Annotated in this window: 1 protein-coding gene; it reads left to right on the forward strand. The window is 52.6% G+C overall.

What is annotated here, in order from left to right; all coding sequences use genetic code 11:
• The coding region (locus EN749_RS37330; RefSeq protein ID WP_245491606.1) for an NAD(P)-binding domain-containing protein at nt 1-403 on the forward strand (403 nt) is incomplete at both ends.

Here is a 403-nt window from a genome sequence, read left to right on the forward strand (position 1 = left end):
GTACCGATGCAGCTATCGACTCCCTGAAGCCTTACCTTGAAAAAGGTGACATCATCATTGATGGCGGTAACACCTTCTTCCAGGACACCATTCGTCGTAACCGTGAGCTGTCTGCAGAAGGCTTCAACTTCATCGGTACCGGTGTTTCCGGCGGTGAAGAGGGCGCTCTGAAAGGCCCATCTATCATGCCTGGCGGCCAGAAAGATGCGTACGAACTGGTTGCGCCTATCCTGACCAAAATCGCAGCCGTGGCTGAAGATGGTGAGCCTTGCGTAACCTATATCGGTGCGGACGGTGCAGGTCACTATGTGAAAATGGTGCACAACGGTATCGAATACGGCGACATGCAGCTGATTGCTGAAGCTTATTCCCTGCTGAAAGGCGGTCTGAACCTCTCTAATGA

The sequence above is a fragment of the Mesorhizobium sp. M7A.F.Ca.ET.027.02.1.1 genome (assembly GCF_004022985.1).
Lineage (GTDB): Bacteria > Pseudomonadota > Alphaproteobacteria > Rhizobiales > Rhizobiaceae > Mesorhizobium.